Origin of the sequence: Mitsuaria sp. CC2 (genome assembly GCF_048957715.1) — a bacterium.
Taxonomy (GTDB): domain Bacteria; phylum Pseudomonadota; class Gammaproteobacteria; order Burkholderiales; family Burkholderiaceae_C; genus Roseateles.
The window spans coordinates 247,334-265,195 of sequence record NZ_JARVXN010000005.1 but is presented as its reverse complement, the minus strand read 5'-3'; the positions used below and the strand labels follow the sequence as shown (position 1 = coordinate 265,195).

Sequence of the window (17,862 nt, the reverse complement as noted above, 5' to 3'; positions counted from 1 at the left end):
GATGATCCGCCATCCGGGCGGGATGAAACGCAGTGGGGCTCGACCGTCTGTCACGCCTCAACGGCAGACGCTTGGCGGAATGATCCGCCCAGGAGGCAGTGGCCTCGAGCCAGGCTACTTCGCCATCAGATCGATCGCGTCGTCGCACCGACCGGCCCTCATCCGGTTCAGATGCAACGCGACCAGCTTGTCCTCGGGACGGCCGGCCGCCAGGATCTCGAACGCCGCGAGCGCGGCAGGGTCGCCGCTTCGCATCAACTCGAAGGCGCGCGCGTAGTCGGCGTCGGCTTCGGCGTCACGCCCATCCGCCGCCAAGGCCTCGTGGACCATCAGGTAGGTCGAGCGGCCTGCCAGCCGCAAGCGCCCGATGGGTCTCGTCACGGCCCCTGGGCATCCCCGCAGCGTCTCCTCCGACACGCAGAGCGAGGTTCCAAGGAACTTGTTGGCGCCCTCCAGCCGCGCCGACGTGTTCACCGGATCGCCCAGGGCCCGGTAGTCGAAGAGTGTTGCCCCGCCGAAGTTGCCCACGGTCACTTCACCGGTATGCACACCGATGCGGGTCTCGCAGAACGCGATGCCCTGCCGCTGCAGCGTGTCGAGATGCTCCCGCGCGAACGCCTGCATCTCCAGCGCGCAACGCAGCGCGCGCGCTTCGTGGTCGACCTGCGGCACCGGCGCGGAGAACATGATTGCGACCGCGTCTCCCACGATGCGGTCCAGTGTGCCGTCGTGCTCGAACGCGATGGCGATCATCCGGTCAAGGTAGGTGTTCAGCACCGATACCGCGACCGACGGATCCATCGACTCCATCCTCCCCGTGAAGCCTTCCAGGTCGGTGAACACGAAGCTGCACCGCTGGCGCCGACCGCCCAGCTCCAGCGCCTGCGGGTTCGCCAACAGGTAGTTGATCAGATTGGGCGAGACATACCGCGAAAACGTCGTCTGCATCCAGCGCTGACGCCGCTCCGCCCACCGATGACGCATCAACATGGTCGGGCCGAAGACGAGCGCCATCGCCAGGACGGGCCCACCGGGATCCAGGAGCAGGCGTTCGAAGCGGAAGGACGTCCATGCCGCCAGTCCGATGGCACCGGTCAGTCCGAGGAAGAGGAGGCTCGATCGGCCCGGACGCACCCTCATCGCGACCATGCCCACCGCGATGCAGCCGATCAAGGCGACGATCCCCTCCGCGGCAGGCACCCATCCGGGTCTGCGCAGCTGTTGACCCGACACGATCTGCTCGAGCGCCTGCGCATGGACTTCGACACCGGGAATGACGCTCCCCAGCGGGCTGAAGCGCAGATCCAGCAGGCCTTGCGCCGAGGTGCCGATCAGGACGATGCGGCCCCTCAGCGACGCCGGGGGAACGCGCCCCTCCAGCACCTGCCACGCCGGCATGTAGCGTTCCGCCTGCGGGCGCGCGAAGTGCATCCACAAGGCGCCGGTCTGATCGGTGTCGACGCGATGCGTGCCGATGCGCAGGTCGACGACACCGCCAGCGTCCGCGGCAGTGTTGACGACATAGGCGTCGGCGCCGGCGGCCAGGCGCAGCGCCTCTGCGGTGAGCGACGGCACCGGCCGGCCTTGCAGGCTGAACAGCAGCGGTACCCGGCGCACGACGCCGTCCACGTCAGGCATGAAGGTCATCGCGCCCAGCCCCGCCGCGGCCAGCTGCAGGTCACGGAGATTGGTCACGCTGCTCGAGAATGCCGGCACCGAGCGGGTCGGCTCGCCCCCGACAGCGATGAAGCCGGCCTTCGACAGCCAGAGGGCTGCGGCGGTCTTGTCGCCTGCTTCCCGCGGTCCGGTCAGCGCGGCGCCGAGTGCGACCCGGCCGCGTCGCAGCGCCTGCGCCAGCATCTGGTCGGGATCGTCGGAAGCGCGGCCGCCCGCATCGGCGCGCGTCTGCCCCTCGGGTTCGGGGAACATGATGTCGAGCGATATCGATGCGGGCTCGAGCTGCCGCGTGGCATCCAGCAGGCGCGCCACCTGGGCACGGGACCACGGCCACTGACCGATGCGTCGCAGGCTTTCCTCGTCGATGTCGATGATCCGCACGGGAGGCGCCAGATAAGGCCTCGGATGCCAGCGCTGGAACTGGTCGAACACGGCGTTGCGCGCCACGCGCAAAGGGACGGGGTCTTGCAGGATCAGCGCCATCGCCGCCAGCATCGCGCCTATCGGCACGAGCCAGGCGCGGCGCGGCATCCGGAGGCCGATCTCAGCCATTGGCGCCTGCGGCCTGGTAGGCGCTCGCGTCCTCCACGTCGATCTGCGACGGGTCCAGGTGCTTGCGCGCGAAGTCGAGGTAGACGCCCGAGGTCAGGAACAGGTTGAAGATGTCCGGATCGACGTGCGGCCCCGCCATCCGCTGCAGCACCGCCAGCGCCTCCGACAGCTTCTTGGGCTTCTTGTACGGACGGTCCGACGCCGTCAGCGCTTCGAAGATGTCGGCGACCGCCATGATGCGGCTGGGCACCGACAGGCGGTCCGGACCGAGCCGGCGCGGATAGCCCTTTCCGTCCATGCGCTCGTGATGCGTGCCGGCGTACTCCGGCACGCGGCGCAGATGTTTCGGGAACGGCATCTGCTCGAGCATGATGACCGTGTGCACCATGTGCTCGTTGATCTTGTAGCGCTCCTCCTGCGTCAGCGTCCCGCTGCGCACGCCGAGGTTGTGCAGCTCGCCGCGGTTGTAGAGATGTTCGGGGACGTCCATGCGGAAGCCGTAGGCAGGATCCGGCCGGTCCTCCGCCGGACGCGGCACGATGTCGCGCAGGCGGTCGGACAGCAGCGGTTCGCTGCAGGGCAGTTCCGCGTCGGCCTCGCCGTCGCGGCTCGCCAGCTCGGCCGCCGACAGGCCGAGACGGTCATCGAAGTGCCTCGTCCAGCGGCGGGCACCGACACGATGCAGTCGGTCGACCGCCTCATCGTCCATCGTCTCCGTGCCAACGTTGCACTTGGCCACGAACGCGAAGTCCGCCTCGAGCTGCGCGAGCGCGGTCTCATGCGCCGACTGGACGTCGCCGGTCCACTTGCCGTCCAGCCGCGCCTGCAGCGCCGCGATCTCCAGGTCGCGCCGCAGGACCTCGAAGCGCATCCGGACCTCGTGGATGCGGTTGTGGATGGTCTCCAGCTTGGTCGCCTTGTCGATCACGTACTCGGGTGTCGTCACCTTGCCGCAATCGTGCAGCCACGCGCCGATGCGGAACTCCTCCCACTCTTCCTCGGACCGGAAGGCGAAATGTCTGAGCGGGCCGTCGGTGGCGTCGCTCGCCGCACGCGCGAGCATGATCGCCAACTCCGGCACACGCTCGCAATGGCGGCCGGTGTAGGGACTCTTGGCGTCGATCGCGTTGGCGAGCACCCGGATCAGGCTGCCCATCAGGTCCTTCTGCGACTCCACCAGCGACAGGTTGTCCAGCGCCACCGCCGCCTGGGCCGCGATCGCCTCCACCAGGGACACCGTCTCGGGATCGAATGGAACGATGGCGCCGGTGGCGGGATCCAGCGCGTTCATGAACTGGAGCACGCCGATCGGCGCACCGCCGCGGGGGGCGATCGGCACCGTCAGCATGGACACGGTGCGATATCCGGTCGCGACGTCGAAAGCGCGCGTGCCGGTCAGGTCGAACCGGCTCTCCGCATAGACATCGTCGATCAGCACGGCGCGGTTGTGCAGCACCGTATACACCGAGACGAAGTTCTCGTTGGGACGGCCGGTGTGCTCGTGGTATAGCGGGATCTGCTGGGATGGCAAGGGATCGCTGCGGGTGCGCAGCTCGAAGCGCAGCGTCTGCTGTTCCGTCACCATGTACATCGTGGCGCCGTCGCAATGCAGCAGACGGCGGCCTTCGCCGAGCAGCTGCTGCAGCAGGGCCTGGCGGTCCCGGCTCATGGACATCATGATGCAGGTTTCGATCAGGCCTTTGAGCCGGACCGCTTCGACGGAGCGTCGAGGGTGGCGAGGGTCGGGTGAGTTCATCGGTTCAACGCTTGAAGATGATCACGCCCGACACATTGCCGATGCGGCTGTCGAAGCCGTAGGCCACGCCGGCCCGCGTGCCCGCCGCGCCGGCGATCTGGCCGATCACCGAGACGTTGTTGCCCAGGCTGCCGGTGCATCCGCCCTGACAGCCGGACCCGGTGCTGGAAATCAGCGAGACGCCGGAGAAGCCGGACGCCGAGGTCTGCGTCGCCACGCCCACCAGCGAGAAGGTCTGGCCGGCCACGGGCACCGTGAGCGAGTAGCTCGCCCTGCCGCCGAGCTGCAGCTGCAACGACGCGTTGAACGACCCGCCGGCCCCGTTCACAACGCCGACGGCCACCAGCTTGCCGTCGGACTGCACCGTCGGCGCCGTGGACGCCATCGACGAGAACGCGCCGGTCACCGGCCCCGTCGGGGTCTGCGCAATGGCGAAGTAATGCAGGGTGGCGAGGTTGCCGTTGCCGACGCCCTTGCCGTTGGAGGTGCCCTTGACCTTGCTCTGGCCGTCGCTCCATCGCCCCCACCCGATGACGCCATCAACGCCGACGTCCGTTGGCCGGCCCTTCTCGAGCATCGATTTGCCGGTCGCGGGGTTGTCCGCGTCCAGCAGGCCGCCCGTGGGGTTGAAGTGCGCCTTGCCCTGTGTCAGCCCGGAAGCGACTTCGCCCTTGTCGGTGCTCCACACCAGACCGAGCGTGACGTTGCCGTCGGGCAGCGGGATGGGAACCGGCCCCGGGACCGTGGGCGTCGGCGGCGTCGGAGGAGCCGGCGGTCCAGATGGGCCTGGTGCCGGTGCGGGTGCGGGTGCGGGTGCGGGCGGCGGTGGCAGCGACGGCAACGGCGACGGCGATGGCGATGGCGATGGCGAAGCCGCGGGGGGCGCCACAACCACGATCGGCGCGTTCTGCCCGCCCGCGCCGACGCCCGACGGAGATCCGACGGCGGCGGAGCCTGGCAGTGGTGGCAGGAGATCCTCGTCCGCCGGCGCACCCGCTCCCGTGACGGGCGCCCCGGCGACCGGCGGCGTCATGGCCGCGACCAGGAATTGCGACACATGTTCTCCCGATGAGGGCGTGTTGCGGGAGGCGGGGATCTCCCCGACGGGCGTTGCCGCCTCCGTCGGGATGGCCGCGACCGCGGCCGCATTGCCAGGCTGCAGGAGCACCAGCGGCTTCACGCTGACGGCGGGCTTCACGGACCGGTTCGGCGCCAACGCCGTGAAGCCCTTGGGCACGTCCACGCAACCGCCGTCGTTGCAGACCGCCACGCGGCCGCCGATGACACCCACCTCCAGGGCATCGTCTCCGCTGACGGCCGCCGTGTACTCGGTACCGCGGATCCCGATCGTGCCCGACGGCGTGTCGAGCCGGTACTCCTCGGCGCGCGGGTGGCCGATGCTCCCGCTGATCGTGCGCAACGCGCCGCGGACCAGGCTCATGAAGCCGCGCTCCTCACCGCCCGGAGCGCCCGCCACGCGGTAGTCGTCCAGTCGCAGGGTGGTCTGCTCGCTGAGCGCCATCATGGCGCCGTCGACCATGCGCAGTTGCACGCGCCCTTTGCCCGTCTGCACGGTCTCGCCGGAGTCGACCTGAGCCCCTGTCTTGAGTTCGCGCACCTCGCCCTTGGCGGAGACCGCGTGCACCTCGCCGCTCGAGAACAGCACGGTCGCCGACGGGCTCGACCAGGCCAGCCCGGATACTGCGCACAACGCGGCCGTCGCTACCAGACGGCGCAGGCCGGGCACGGAGGCGGTGCCCACGCGACGGTCGGAGGGCCGTCGTGCATCGAGGGTCATGGGAAGCTCCTGTGGAGGGTGATCTGGAGGGTGGTGCGCACGTAGTCGTAGAGGACGACGTTGGACGAGGCGCGTGTGTAGCGCAGCTGACCGGCGAGTTCCCACCGATCGGCGACCCGGTACCGCAGGCCGGCGGACACGTCCTTCTGCCGGTCGCGGCGGGCGGTGTCGAAGAACGGCTCCTCGCCGCCGTAGCGTCGATCTTCGAATTGCGCGTCACCCACCAGGTCAAGCGCGCCGGTCAGGCGCCGTTCGACGCCGATCCGCACGCCGCGCCCGCGGTGTCCGAAGGACGCGAAGTCGGCGCTGGTGTCTTCACGCGCGACGTAGACGCTGCCGAATGCCAGCGTCGCGCCGCCGCTGAAGCTGCGCGCCAGACCCATACCGAGCACGGACCGGTCGTTGTCGCGGCCGACCTCGCCGGGGAAGTCCTGGCGCGACCATTGGCCGAATAGACTTCCCTGGATGTTCTCGTCGAACTGCGACTGCCACTGCGCGGTCACGCCGCCGACATCGCGGTAGCGCCGCGATCCGACCCGGGCGGAGCCGGCCTGCACGGCGAGGGTCTGGCTCTGCGAACCGGCCGTGTGCCGGACGCCGGCGGTCGCGTCGGCCAGCACCGTGTCCATGTCGTGGACGTCGCGATTGGCCGTGTGTCGGAGGTTCGCGGCGCCGATGAGACTCCAGTCCGCCGCCAGCGGCAACTCGGCAAGCGCGCCGGCCGCGACGCTTCCGAAAGAGGCCGCTCGGCGACGGTTCTCCGGCGCGGTCTGGAAAAGGATGCCGCCGAACGCGGGGATCGCGAACTCCCCCTGGTTGGTCGCGCTGTTGACGTTGCTGTCATGGCCGGCGCCGAGTTCCACATAGCCGGACACACGGGTCCCGCGCCGCGGAACGACCTGATCGACCACGCCCAGCACGCGGTCGATGGCGGCTGCCGCGTCGGGCGGCGTATCGCCGCCGCGGGCAAGCACCAGTTGCTCACGCGCCCGCCGGGCATCGCCGGCGGCCAGGTAGGCCCGGCCCAATTCGGCCCGCGCGAGCCGATCGTCAGGTCGCGCATCGACGGCGCGCTCCAGCGCGAAGATGGCGCGCGTCACATGGCCGGAGTCCAATGCGGCGATCCCGAAGAGATAGTCGAAGTCCGGAGCGCCGGCGCGGCTGGCTTCGGCGGTGACCAGCAGCGCATACGCGGCCGCGGGATCGCGGCGCGCGAGCAATGACGATGCTTGGTCGAGCAACGCGTCCCGGGCCAGCACACCCGTACCGCAACAGGCGATCGACGCGGCCAGGGCAAGACGCCACAGGCCTGCTTTTCCACAACGAGCGAAGGATCCGGTTTCTCGGGAACTCAAAGTCACCTCATTTGTTATCGTGAATGCGCGGACGCATCCCAACGGAGCATCATCGGCCGCGCGTCCACCAATTGAAGGTGCGATGCCGCTCGCCCTGTGATTTCCTCCGCGCGGGGAGAGCGCCCAGCGCTGCATGAATCGTCAATGTTCGCGATGCAGCCACGCTAAGTTCGCTTCCGAACATCCGCCGCACCCGTGCGCTGCTATCTTGTGAGGATGCGGCGTCATCGCCGAAGGCCGGGTCCGCTTGAAAAGGGTCAGGCCTTGTCCGCCCCGGTGCCACGGTGGCATCTCGTCATAAAATTTCCCGCATGCATCCGTCACGGACATCGACCAAGCGCTGGGCATGGATCGTGAGCTTCACGATCCTGCTCGCGGCGATGCTGCCGTCGTTGTCGCATGCGATGCTGGTCCGCCAGGGCGCCACTTTTGCGGAGATCTGCTCCGCGACCGGCGCCAAGCTGGTGGTCATCGATGCCGACGCGAGCCGCGACAGCGCATCGCTGATGAACTCGTCGATGAAGTGCCACTACTGCGCCATCCACCATGGCGCGCCGGATCTGCCGCCCGCCACTGTGCAGTGGACGCCGCCGGACGCGTTGACGTTCGAGCATCCCCGCCTGTTCTTCACCGCCCCGCGCCCGCTCTTCGCGTGGGCGCCCTCGCTCGCACGCGGGCCTCCCGCCGCCGCCTGATCGCCGCCTCGCGGCTGATGCGCACTTCGCTCCATGCCGGATGCGAAGCACTTTCCGACTGACCTGTCGCGTTCGCTCGCGCCCATGCGTTCCTGCGCGCCAGGGTCGGTCCACGCCTTCTGATCATGCGACACCCCTCTCTCGCACCACGCGCGCCTGACGCGCGTCGCCGTACCTTGACCATCGCCACCTGCCTGCTGCCGTTGACGTGGGCATTGACGGCCTGCAAGCCCTCGCCGACCTTCCATGGCATCGATCTCTCGCTGGTGAGCTACGCGAGCGACTTCGCGCTCCAGGGCTCCGACGGCCGACCGCATCGCCTGGCCGACTTCCGCGGCAAGGTGGTGATGGTGTTCTTCGGTTTCACGCAGTGCCCGGACGTCTGCCCGACCGCGCTCTCACGCGCCGCGGCCGTGCATCAGATGCTGGGCGAGGACGCCAAGGACTTCCAGGTCCTCTTCGTGACCATCGACCCCGAGCGCGACACCGCGCCGGTGCTCGCGGCCTACACGGCCGCGTTCAACCCGAGCTTCCTCGGGCTCTACAGTGACCTCGAGGGGACCGCCGCCGTCGCCAAGGAGTTCAAGGTCTATTACGGCAAGGTCCCCACCGGCAGCAGCTACACGATGGACCACTCGACCTTGAGCACCGTCTTCGACCGGCAGGGCAAGGCGCGCCTGGCCATCAAGCACGAGATGAGCGCTGCCGACGTCGCCGAGGACGTGCGGCAGTTGCTCCATGCCTGAGGTGCGTCCTGCACCGACCCCGGCCCTCCCCCCCGCCCTCTCCCCGCAAGCGGGAGAGGGCGCAACTCAGATTTCCGTCTGCAAATTTTCTGGAGAACCGACATGACTTCCAAGATCCACCCGCTGCTGCTCGTCGCAGGTTCGCTGCTCGCTTCCATGGTCCACGCACAGGTGAAGGTCGACGACGCCTGGGTGCGTGCGACCGTCCCGCAGCAGAAGGCCACCGGGGCGTTCATGAAACTGACCGCCGCCAAGGACACCCGGCTCGTGGCCGTGGCCACGCCGCTGACGCCCAAGGCCGAGGTGCATGAGATGGTGATGCAGGACAACGTCATGCGCATGCGTCAGATCCCCGCGGTCGAGCTGCCGGCGGGCAAGACGGTGGAACTCAAGCCCGGCGGCTATCACCTGATGTTCCTGGACCTCCCCGCGCAGGTGAAGGCCGGCGATCAGGTGCCGTTGACGCTGACCTTCGAGGATCGCAGCGGCGCGCGGCAGACCGTCGAGGTCAAGGCACCGGTGCGCGCGCTCAACGCGGCGATGCCGGCGAAGGAGGGCAAGGGCGCCGGTCACGGCGATCACGCGCATTGAGGCCAGCAAGGAACCACTCTCGCTTCGCGTCCAGCGCTTCCGGTACGGCGAAGCCTGCCTCGTTCAGCAGTTGCGCGATGGCAGGCTCGTCCATGGGCACGACGACGAACGCATGCGTCCAGACGTCTTCACCCAGCGTGTATTTCAGCGTCATGCGCACCTGCGGCACCTGAGGTTCCTGAGGTTCCTGAGGTTCCTGAGGCTCCTGCGTATGCGGCGTCCGGTCGACCTGCACCAGTTCAATCGACATCCCGTCGCTCTTGACGAGTTGGCCGGTCACCGCGGTGCGCAGCCACTGCGCGTTCTGGCATTTGAGGATGAGCACGCCGTCCGGCGCGACGTGGCGCGCGGCCGCGGCGACAAAGGCGCGTCGCACGGCTGCATCCGCATGATTGATGAGGCCGCTCGGCAACAGGACCACATCGAAGCGCTCTTCCAGCGCCAGCTGTTCGATGTCGGCATGGACCTTCCGGACCCGGTCGGAGACATGCTTCAACATCTCGGCCGAATTGTCGACGCCGGTCACCTCGCAGCCGAAATCCAGCAGTCGGTGAGTCAGCAGCCCAGTGCCGCATCCGAGTTCGAGCACCGTGGTCCCGGCCGGGAGCATGGACCGAAGGTGTTCGATCTCGCAGGCGTAGCGTGCGCGGCGGTAGAGCTCCACCGAGCATCCGTCCTGGGTCTGCCCACCAGGACCGGTACCGCTGAAGATGATGTCGCGTGATGCTGAAGACATGTGCGGGGTCCCGATGCAACCCCCTGCACTCTACTGTTCCTGCGGGGAGGATGCCGACCTAGCGGCGCCGTGAGGGATCAATGGGCCATCCAGGCGCTGTTGGCCAACGTGCAGAGTTCGTCGACCAGGCGTTCGAAGTCGCAGGCCTTGTCGTAGAAGCCGTCCGCGCCGCAGGACAGGACGCGGGATTCGTAGGCGGAGCGGTCTTCCGAGCTCAGCACCAGGATACGGCCGCGAAAGCGCGCGGCGCGCAGGCGTTCGATCACGCCCAGGCCGGATCCGCCGTCGATGCTCAGGTCCACCAGCACGACGTCCGGCGCGCTCAGCGCGATCGTGCTCATCGCGGCATCCTCGCTGGAGGCCTGCCCCACCACGGTGATGGACGCCTCGGACTGCAGGCGCGAGACCATCAGGCGTCGCAGCAGCGCGTTGTCCTCGATCAGTGCAACCTTCATTTCTTGTCTCCCTGAATGACTCAATGATCAGCCACGGGCGACAGTTTTTCGAGGCGGACCGGCCCCGAGCCGAGGTGGGGACGCTGGCCGACACGGGGTCAGGCGAAGGACTACACGCGGATGGGATTCCCCCACACCCGGAACCGCCATGGCGTCTCCCCGCCCGCGGCTCCCGGAGAAAGATCAGCGGCGGCGCCTCGGCGCCTTGCGCTGGTGCACGATCAGGGCGACGAACACCACGCCCGCCGCGAAGCTGGTGTGGCCGCTGTAGCTGACCAGCCCCAGGCCCCAGCCCTGCACGGAGACGACGAGCGCCAGGCTCGCCAGCAGCAGTCCCCAGCCGGCGCTGCGCAGCGCCTTCGACTGGGCGGCGGGCAGCTCGTGGCCGAGCACGTCCGATTGCGCGCGGTCCGTCGCCATCGCCAGCGCCGCGAAGGCGGCCACGCAGATCAGCAGGCTCAGGACGTGCATCATCGCGCGCCCTCCCCGCCCGACCGCAGTGCCATGCCGGCCTCGCCGGAGGGCGGCGGCGGCGGCATCCGAGAAGCCTTGACCGCTGCCCTGGCCCCCGCCTTCACCGGCGTCCCGTCCTGCCCCGACGGCGCGGCGCGTTTCGCCTTCGGCGCCGGCTTGCCCTTGGGCACATGGCGCGCCGTGCGGATCGCCAAGTAGGTCAGCAGCGCGGCGAAGGCCCAGAACATCAGCTCGACGGCCGCGAAGGTCCAGTCGCCCTGCGCGACGCTGCGCCACAGCGGACGATCCGTCGTCAGCGCGTTGCCGACCGGCAGCAGCGCCAGCGACGCGGCGCCCAGCCAGAACAGCTCGATCCACGCCCGCTTGGCCGGCCGGACCAGCGCGTGCAGCAGCGTCACCGCCCAGACGATGAACATCACGTGGACTTCCCACTCCGCGCGCTTGTCCAGGCCCATCGGCAGCAGCCGGTTGGCCCACAGCATGCCGCTCATCGCCAGCGGCAGGCCCGCGATGGCGGCGATGTTCAGCCGCTCCACCACCATGAAGCCGAAGTACGGCCTGTCCGGATCGGGCAGCTTCTGGCGGCGCTTGACCGTCCACATCACCAGCCCGCTGCCGACCATCGCCGTGCCCGCGAGGCTGACGATGAAGTACAGCCAGCGCGTCGTGTCGTCGCCGAAGCGGCCCAGGTGCAGCCCGTACATCACGCCGCGCGTCTCGGCCGCGGCGCCGACGCCGCTGCGGTCTTCGAGCAGCTTGCCCGAGACGCCGTCGAACAGCAGGTACTGCGGACTCATCGACACGCGGCCGCCTTCGCCGCGCGTGATGGCCACGCGCGCCGCGGCGTCGCCCGGATTCGTCGCGGTGACGCGCGCGACATTGCCCGAGCCCCAGCGGCTCTCGGCCTCGCGCACCATCGCCTCGACGGACGCCAGGGGCGCCTTCTCGCCCGAGGGCTTTCCGGGCTGGATGAAAGCGCTGAGTTCCGAGGTCAGCTCCTTCTTCAGCGCCGGCGAATTGATGCCGGCCTGCTCGCCCCACGGCATGTAGAGCGCCATCAGCGTCACCAGGCCGGTGTACGTGATCATCAGATGGAAGGGCAGCCCGAACACCGACAGCGCGTTGTGCGCGTCCAGCCATGAGCGCTGGCCCTTGCCCCAGCGGAAGGTGAAGAAGTCGGTGAAGATCTTCTTGTGCGTGATCACGCCGCTGACGATGGCCACCAGCATGAACATCGCCGCCAGTCCGGCGAGCCATCGGCCCCACAGCACCGGCATGTAATGGAACTGGAAGTGGAAGCGGTAGAAGAATTCGCCGCCCAGTGTCTCGCGGGCGGCGACCACCTTCTCCCCTGTCTGCGGATCGAAGACCGCCGACTTGAACGCGCGCCGCGCGCCCTCCTTGGCCGGCAGGCGCCAGAAGGCGTCGGCCACGCTGTGGCGGTCGTCGGTCAGGCGCAGACTCCACTGCGAGGTGCCCGCCGCCAGCGTGTCCAGTTCCTTCGCGATGCGGCCGGCCACGACGGCCGGTTCCGGCGTCGCGGCCTGGTGCGCGATCTCCGGCCGCATCCACTGCGACAGCTCCTCCTTGAAGTAGCTGACGGTCCCGGTCAGGAACATCGCGAACAGGAACCAGCCCAGCAGCAGGCCGGTCCAGATGTGGAGGTCCGACATCGTCTGCCGGATGCCGCGCGCCTGCGGCGCGGTCGGGGAGTCTTGGACGTCGACGGTCATGGCGATGCGGAGGAAGCGGCGGCGGTCCAGACGGACCAGGCAAACGGCAAGAGTGGGAGCGCGGCGATGATCAGCCCGACCCACGCCCGTGTGGCGCTGCGCACCGCGAAGACCCAGACGACGGCGCCGGCGTACACGGCGAAGCTGCCGAGCATGCCGCCGATGACCGCCTGCGGCCGGCTCACCGGCAACGCGAGCACCGCGACGCTGAGCAGCGCCGCCAGCGCGTAGCCGCCGCCGATCGCCGCGACGATGCGCGAGAGCAGCGGCATCACACCCAGGACACCCCGAATGCGGGCGACCGCCGCCGGGGCGCGAGAAGCGCCCGCGCTCGTGGCCTGGCCGGTGACGGCGCTCACCGTCGCGCTCACTTGTTCGGCGTGGCCGCCGGGCCGGCCGCGATCGGGTCGACGCCATCGGCCTTGACCACGGTCAACGAGGTCACGTAGTTCACGGCGTCGTACTTCTCGGCGCCCTTCGGACCCTGGCGTTCGCCGGCGGTCTTGTCGTTGTGCGCGACCTCGGCCACGTACTGGCCCTTCCACGGCAGGTCGAAGGTGACCAGGCCCTGCGCGTCCGAATGGGCTTCCTTGGCCCAGCCCGACTGCGTCACCAGCGACACCTTGGCCTTGGCCAGCGGCTGGCCGCGGAAGAACACCTTGAATTGGCCCGGTTGACCGGCCGGCACCACGTCCAGCGTCAGTTTGGGAGGCAGCGCGGCGTGGCCGGTCACCAGGCGGGCGGCCGGACGGTACCAGTTGCTCACCTGCTTCTCGCCCTGCTTGAAGCTGTAGAGCGGGCAGGCGGCGTCCTCGGCCAGCAGCGATTCACCGGCCTCTGCGCGGAACGGCAGCGCGTAGCCGTCCTTGCCCTTGACGGCATCGACCGGCTGCTCGCCCTTGCCGTCCAGGCGGATCGCGCGCACCTGGCCGAACTTGTCCAGCAGGCCCGGCGAGGCCTCGCGCAGGTTCTCGCCGAATTCACCGAAGCGGACCACCGCGGGCTCCTTGGCGCCGGCGGGCTGCTCGATCCAGATCTGGTGCGCCTGCGCGGCGCCGGCCGCGGCCAGCAGCAGCGACAGGACGGACAGACGCGAAGACAGATGCGAGGACGGGGACAAAGACGGACGGAAGCTCTTGTTCATGAGGTCTCCTTGGGGGACTCGGATGATGAACGGAAGGGTGACGCGATGACACCGGGACTCAGAAGTCGAACGACGCCGACAGCACCACCGTGCGGCCGGTGGCCACCGTCGCGTAGGTGCCGCTGAGCAACCAGTAGTTGCGGTCGAAGACGTTGTCGATGTTGGCGCGCAGGACGGTCGGCACGCCGGCGATCCTGGTGGTGTATCGGGCGCCGATGTCGGCGCGTGTCCACGCGGGGACGGCCAGCGTATTGGCGGTGTCCAGCCAGCCCGAGGAGGTGTAGATCACCCGCCCGTTGATGCCCAGACCCGGCAGGTCAGGCACGTTCCAGTCGGCGCCGACGCTGGCGGTCTTGTCCGCCACGCCGGTGGCGTCCTTGCCCTGGTTCAGGCCGTTGGTGGTGCGGGTCTGCTTGGCGTCGGTGAAGGACGCGCTGGCCAGCCAGCGGACGCTGCGGATGATCTCGCCCTGCGCGGACAACTCGACACCGCGGTTGCGCTGCTCGCCGCCGAAGCTGTAGCGCACGGTGCGGCCCTGCGAGTCCGCCGGCACGGTCTCGTTGATCGTGTTGGGCTTCTTGACCTGGTAGACGTTGGCGGTGGTCAGGAAGCTGCCCCAGTCCACCTTGACGCCGGCTTCGATCTGCCTGGACTGATAGGGGGCGAAGGCCTCGTTGGCGTTCACCGCCGTGGCCGGCGCGATGCCGCCGCGGGTCAGTCCCTCGGCGTAGTTGGCGTAGACCGAGATGTCGTCGCTGGCCTTGAACACCACGCCGCCCAGGCGCGACACCGCACTCTTCTTGTAGTAGTTCGTGGCGGTCTTCGGATAGGCGGTCAGCTCGGCCGTCTGGTCGCGCACGCCGACGGTCACCAGCAGACGCTCGTTCAGGAAGGACAACGTGTCGGCGATCGCGACGCCTGACAGGCGCGTGTCCGAAGTCAGGGTCGCCGGTCGCCGCACGCCGATGACGGCCGGCATCTCCACCGGGTTGTAGATGTTGGACGGCACCGACGTCGAGGTCGGGTTGGCCAGATAGAAGCTGCCCGTCTCCTGATCCAGCCGGCTCACGCCGACCGAGATCGTGTGACCGATGCCGGCCGTGTCGAAGCGCGCGCGCGCGCCGGCTTCGGCGCTGGTCGTCTGGAAGTAGGCGTCGTACCAGGCGCCGATCAGGCGGAAGTTGCCCTGCGCGTCCGCCCGCGTGCTGGCGGTCGGGAAGTCCTGCATGGACCAGCTGTCGCGCCAGCCGGCACCGGCCCAGACGGTCAGGCGGTCGCTGACGTCGTACTCCAGGCGGGTTGCGACCACCTCGTCGTCGATGGCCAGCAGCGCGTTGCTGCCGTAGATGTTCTTGCTCGGATCCGGCGCCTCCGGCAGCTTCAGCAGACCGGCCACGAACGCGGGCTGCGAGCGGAAGCCGCGGATGTTCTCGTGCTGCTTGAACACGTCCGTGCTCCAGCGCAGCTGCGTGCCGCGGTAATCCAGCGCGGCGGAAGCGAAACGCTGGCGCGCGTTGCCGTCGTCGATGCTGGCTTCACCGTCGCGGTAGCTGCCGTTGATGCGCACGCCCCACGCCTTGTTGTCGCCGAAGCGGCGGCCCACGTCGAAGGCCACGCCGAGCTGCTCGCCGCTGGCGAAGCTGGTGGTCAGCCGCGTCAGGTTCTCGTCGCCGGCGCGCTTGGGGATCACGTTGATGGCGCCGCCGACACTGCCGCCCGGCGGCATGCCGTTGACCATCGCGGCCGGGCCCTTCAGGACCTCGACGCGCTCCATGATCTCCGCGGGCATGCGATTGCCCGAGGACAGGCCGTACAGGCCGTTGAAGCCGACGTCGCCGCTGGGCACGGCGAAGCCGCGGATCTGGAAGTCCTCGCCGAAGCCTTGCGCGGCCGTCATCACGCGCACCGAGGCGTCGTTCTGCAGCACGTCGGCGAGCGTGCGCGACTGCTGGTCGCGCAGCAGCTGTTCGGTGTAGTTCAGCGTGCTGAACGGGATGTCCATCGCGTCCTGCGAACCCAGGATCCCGACGCCGCCGCGCGAGCCCAGACCGGCCTTCTGGCGTTCGGCCTTGCCCTGGACGGTGACCTTGTTCAGCGCGGTGCCCGACGACGTCGTGGCGGCGGCGGCAGCAGCCTTGGCCGGAGCCGCCGGTGCCTCTGCAGCCTGCGCCATCGCGCCGGCCGCGCCGACGACCAGGCTGGCGCCCAGCAGCGATTTCAGGGCCGACGACAGCGGCGTCAGCAGGAGGGACGAATCAGGGCGGACGGACATGGGCAGGCGCATTATTGCAAATGAGAACGCTTCTCATCATAAAGTCGCCACATGCAAGACTCGTGAATGCGCGTGCGATAGATCAACGCATCAGCGTCGATCGAGCGCGGCACCGGCGGCACCAAGCTCTGGGCGGGGCAGCCGGACGGCGGTTCAACGTCAGCTCCGCAGTACCACCGATGCCGCCGATCCCGAACATCAGTCCGAACATCACGCCCGACACCATGCCGACGCGGCCGGATGCGCCCGGCCCTGCCGGGTGCTTCGCATTTGGGGGCGCTGCGGACGGACGCGATTGTTGCGAGCCTCACAACGGCTCATTCGCGTGCCAGTCATTTATCAGAAAGGAAGGCGGTTCTAACCTTCAGTCATCGGCAAACGAAGCCGGCCCAAGACGCCAGACGCCCCGATCCACCGCTCTCTCAAAGGACATCATCATGACCGCCAAGACCCTGATCGCCACCGCCTTGATCGCCCTGTCCGCCGCCGCCGTGCCGGCCTTCGCGCAGAGCTACAGCCACCTCGATCCGATCACGCAAGGCCAGAAGACCCGCGCCGAAGTGCTGGCTGATCTGGAGATCTATCGTGCGTCCGGCCTGGCCGCCGTCGACCGCACCGAAGACTTCGCGCTGAACGCCGGCCAACGCGCCAAGGCGCAAGCCCGCTACGCCGAGCTGAAGGCGTCGCCGACGTACGCCGCCCTGGTGCAGCGCTACGCCGCCAAGGAAGCGAAGGGCGCCGCGACCGAAGGCGTCGCCGCCCGCTGAGTCCCGCTCGGACCGCCAAGTTCGAAGCGAAGACGCCCGGCTTGCGCCGGGCGTCTTGCATTTCAGCCGCACTCAGCGGCGCACGCCGTCACCGGCTCAATGATGACCAGCGCGCGCCGCCGCATTGCGCTTGCGCGTCGCAGCGGCCTTCTTGGCAGAAGCGGATCGCTCCGCCGCCGTGCGGCTGCCCGCAGCCTTGCCGCCCAATCGGCCGCCCTGGCGGGACGGCTCGTGGTTCTCCGGCTGGCCGCGCCCCGAGCCGGATTTCTTGCCCCCGCCGGTCTCCTTGTTGACCGTGGCCCAGGCGCGCTTTTCCGCTTCGGCCTTGGGAACGCCGCGATCCTCATAGCCGCTCTCGATGTGCGCGGCCTGCCGCTTCTGCTTGTCCGTGTAGGACGACTTGTCGCCTCTGGGCATGGGGTACTCCGGTCGGGATGGATGCCTTACTTCATGCGCACTTCGCCGGTCTCGGCCAGACCGGTCGGCGGCTTGCCGGTCACCGCCGCCTTCGCCATGGCGTAGAGCTGCGTCAACTTCGACGCTTTCACGTCCCAGTAGCTCGCGTGGCTGATGCGCACGCGCACCACCGCGAGATCGGGATCGTCGACGCCCTTCGGGAACCAGGCTTCCGCAGCCTTGCTCCAGAGTTCCTGGCGCTTGGCGCGGTCCTCGTTGAGCTCCGCGGTGCCGGACACCGAGACGTAGGTGTCATCGCTGCGATCGGCAAAGCCCACGTTCACCTGCGACGACGCGACGATATCGCTGTACGGATCGCCGCTGCGGGACATGAAGAACCACAGCGATTCGCCTTCGTCGAGGTCCTTGTTCTGCAGCGTCATCGGACGCGAATGCAGATGCCCGTTCGCATGGTGGGTCGTGAACAGTCCGACCTTGACGTCCTTGATCAGGTCCCAGAGCTTGGCGCGTCGCTCGGTGTCGGAGAGGGGCTTGTCGGTCATCGGAAAACTCCTTCGGTTGATGGCCTCTACCCAGCAAATGCCGCTCCCGCCGGACACCCGGTCGCCTGCGCCCTAGGCATCCAGCTTGCTGCCGACCCGTGTCCACGCCACCGATACTCCGGCCCCGCCCTTCCCCTGCCGCCACGAGGTCC

General features: G+C 68.8%; 17 protein-coding genes. 4 read left to right on the top strand and 13 right to left on the bottom strand.

Features of this window, described 5'->3' with window-relative positions; translation table 11 throughout:
* Positions 1-114 precede the first annotated feature (114 nt).
* The 4 genes from PV762_RS03715 to PV762_RS03700 form a co-directional block, all read right to left on the bottom strand.
* On the bottom strand, positions 115-2,229 hold the full coding sequence (locus PV762_RS03715) for a CHASE2 domain-containing protein (protein WP_421033662.1): 2,115 nt from the start codon (positions 2,227-2,229) through the stop codon (positions 115-117).
* Positions 2,222-3,898 carry an HD-GYP domain-containing protein gene (locus PV762_RS03710; RefSeq protein WP_421033661.1) on the bottom strand — a complete coding sequence of 559 codons (1,677 nt, stop codon included), beginning with the start codon at positions 3,896-3,898 and terminating at the stop codon, positions 2,222-2,224. Before PV762_RS03710 ends, PV762_RS03715 begins: the two co-directional genes overlap by 8 nt.
* 91 nt (positions 3,899-3,989) lie before the next feature.
* Positions 3,990-5,783, bottom strand: a complete 1,794-nt coding sequence (locus PV762_RS03705; protein ID WP_421033660.1) for a FecR domain-containing protein — start codon at positions 5,781-5,783, stop codon at positions 3,990-3,992.
* The gene (locus PV762_RS03700; RefSeq protein ID WP_421033659.1) at positions 5,780-7,273 is read right to left on the bottom strand and encodes a surface lipoprotein assembly modifier; all 1,494 of its coding nucleotides are present in this window, start codon (positions 7,271-7,273) and stop codon (positions 5,780-5,782) included. Before PV762_RS03700 ends, PV762_RS03705 begins: the two co-directional genes overlap by 4 nt.
* A 176-nt stretch (positions 7,274-7,449) precedes the next feature.
* On the opposite strand from PV762_RS03700, the gene PV762_RS03695 reads away from it, so the two are divergent.
* The 3 genes from PV762_RS03695 to PV762_RS03685 all read left to right on the top strand — a co-directional run bounded on the left by PV762_RS03695 (position 7,450) and on the right by PV762_RS03685 (position 9,170).
* Positions 7,450-7,833 (top strand): DUF2946 domain-containing protein, encoded by a 384-nt coding sequence (locus tag PV762_RS03695; RefSeq protein ID WP_421033658.1) that lies wholly within the window; start codon positions 7,450-7,452, stop codon positions 7,831-7,833.
* Positions 7,834-8,009: 176 nt separating this feature from the next.
* Positions 8,010-8,579: an SCO family protein gene (locus PV762_RS03690; protein WP_421033657.1), complete on the top strand. Its 570-nt coding sequence runs from the start codon at positions 8,010-8,012 to the stop codon at positions 8,577-8,579.
* 102 nt (positions 8,580-8,681) lie between these two features.
* Positions 8,682-9,170, top strand: coding sequence for a copper chaperone PCu(A)C (locus PV762_RS03685; protein WP_421033656.1), 489 nt, complete (start codon positions 8,682-8,684; stop codon positions 9,168-9,170).
* Here the strand turns inward: PV762_RS03685 and PV762_RS03680 are convergent.
* The 7 genes from PV762_RS03680 to PV762_RS03650 all read right to left on the bottom strand — a co-directional run bounded on the left by PV762_RS03680 (position 9,109) and on the right by PV762_RS03650 (position 15,984).
* On the bottom strand, positions 9,109-9,906 hold the full coding sequence (locus PV762_RS03680; protein WP_421033655.1) for a class I SAM-dependent methyltransferase: 798 nt from the start codon (positions 9,904-9,906) through the stop codon (positions 9,109-9,111). The genes PV762_RS03685 and PV762_RS03680 overlap by 62 nt on opposite strands.
* 77 nt (positions 9,907-9,983) lie before the next feature.
* Positions 9,984-10,361, bottom strand: a complete 378-nt coding sequence (locus PV762_RS03675) for a response regulator (protein WP_421033654.1) — start codon at positions 10,359-10,361, stop codon at positions 9,984-9,986.
* A gap of 183 nt (positions 10,362-10,544) precedes the next feature.
* Positions 10,545-10,835 (bottom strand): DUF3325 domain-containing protein, encoded by a 291-nt coding sequence (locus PV762_RS03670; RefSeq protein WP_421033653.1) that lies wholly within the window; start codon positions 10,833-10,835, stop codon positions 10,545-10,547.
* A complete protein-coding gene (locus PV762_RS03665; protein ID WP_421033652.1) occupies positions 10,832-12,568 on the bottom strand; it encodes a PepSY-associated TM helix domain-containing protein in 1,737 nt (578 codons plus the stop codon). The genes PV762_RS03670 and PV762_RS03665 overlap by 4 nt, the downstream gene beginning before the upstream one ends.
* Positions 12,565-12,840: a DUF3649 domain-containing protein gene (locus PV762_RS03660; protein ID WP_421033725.1), complete on the bottom strand. Its 276-nt coding sequence runs from the start codon at positions 12,838-12,840 to the stop codon at positions 12,565-12,567. Before PV762_RS03660 ends, PV762_RS03665 begins: the two co-directional genes overlap by 4 nt.
* Positions 12,841-12,935: 95 nt before the next feature.
* Entirely contained in the window at positions 12,936-13,670 is a 735-nt protein-coding gene (locus tag PV762_RS03655) for a DUF4198 domain-containing protein (protein WP_421033724.1), read from the bottom strand.
* A gap of 100 nt (positions 13,671-13,770) precedes the next feature.
* Positions 13,771-15,984 carry a TonB-dependent receptor gene (locus PV762_RS03650; protein WP_421033651.1) on the bottom strand — a complete coding sequence of 738 codons (2,214 nt, stop codon included), beginning with the start codon at positions 15,982-15,984 and terminating at the stop codon, positions 13,771-13,773.
* A gap of 437 nt (positions 15,985-16,421) precedes the next feature.
* On the opposite strand from PV762_RS03650, the gene PV762_RS03645 reads away from it, so the two are divergent.
* Positions 16,422-16,751, top strand: coding sequence for a DUF4148 domain-containing protein (locus PV762_RS03645; RefSeq protein WP_421033650.1), 330 nt, complete (start codon positions 16,422-16,424; stop codon positions 16,749-16,751).
* A gap of 96 nt (positions 16,752-16,847) precedes the next feature.
* Here PV762_RS03645 and PV762_RS03640 read toward each other — a convergent pair whose 3' ends face one another.
* On the bottom strand, positions 16,848-17,168 hold the full coding sequence (locus PV762_RS03640) for a plasmid stabilization protein (protein WP_421033649.1): 321 nt from the start codon (positions 17,166-17,168) through the stop codon (positions 16,848-16,850).
* Between the two features lie 26 nt (positions 17,169-17,194).
* A complete protein-coding gene (locus PV762_RS03635; RefSeq protein ID WP_421033648.1) occupies positions 17,195-17,710 on the bottom strand; it encodes a pyridoxamine 5'-phosphate oxidase family protein in 516 nt (171 codons plus the stop codon).
* Positions 17,711-17,862: the final 152 nt, after the last annotated feature.